The 717-nt window shown below is 31.7% G+C and carries 1 protein-coding gene; it reads left to right on the forward strand.

The annotated features are described in order from the left end of the window. Positions 1-540 (forward strand): RNA-guided endonuclease InsQ/TnpB family protein (locus Q428_RS14230; protein ID WP_035382116.1); only part of this gene is annotated, 540 nt, incomplete at its 5' end. Between the last annotated feature and the right edge of the window lie 177 nt (positions 541-717).

Below are 717 nucleotides of genomic sequence, written 5' to 3' on the forward strand. Positions count from 1 at the left end.
TCAAGAATGGTAAAGAAACTTGAAAAGAGGCTTAAAAGACTACAAAGGAAACTATCTAAAAAATATGAATTAAACAAAATCCAAATAGAAGGAGGTGAATACCGTTACAGAAAGACTAAAAATATTAAAAAGTTAGAATTCCTTGTTTTAAAGACACGAAGAAGGCTTAAAAACATAAGGCATAACTATATTCATCAAATAACTACATCTTTGGTGAGAACCAAGCCAGAGTATGTAGTAATGGAAAGCTTAAATACTTGTGGAATGTTAAAGAATAGGAAGCTATCAAAGGCAATACAAGAACAAGCTTTCCACGAATTTAAAAGGCAGATGGAATATAAGTGTGCATGGAATGGGGTTAAGTTTATACTTGCAGACAGATTTTATCCATCAAGCAAAACTTGTAGTAGATGTGGTAGTGTAAAGAATACCTTATATTTATCAGAAAGAACATTTATATGTAATGAATGTGGATATGAAATAGATAGGGACTCAAATGCAAGTATAAATCTTAAAAACTATGGTAAATCAATAGCATAACACTAAACGTTAGCTTTTGATATGTACCCATACGTTAGTGGGGAATTTAAGCCTTTGGAGTGTCAAACAAACACAAGTAGGTTTATCCGAAAGTGGACACGATGAACAAGGAAGGAAACATAAACTTTATAGGGTTTTATAAATACCTTATAGAGTTTTGTAAGTTTTCTGTAACGG

Origin of the sequence: Fervidicella metallireducens AeB, assembly GCF_000601455.1 — a bacterium.
Classification (GTDB): domain Bacteria; phylum Bacillota; class Clostridia; order Clostridiales; family Caloramatoraceae; genus Fervidicella; species Fervidicella metallireducens.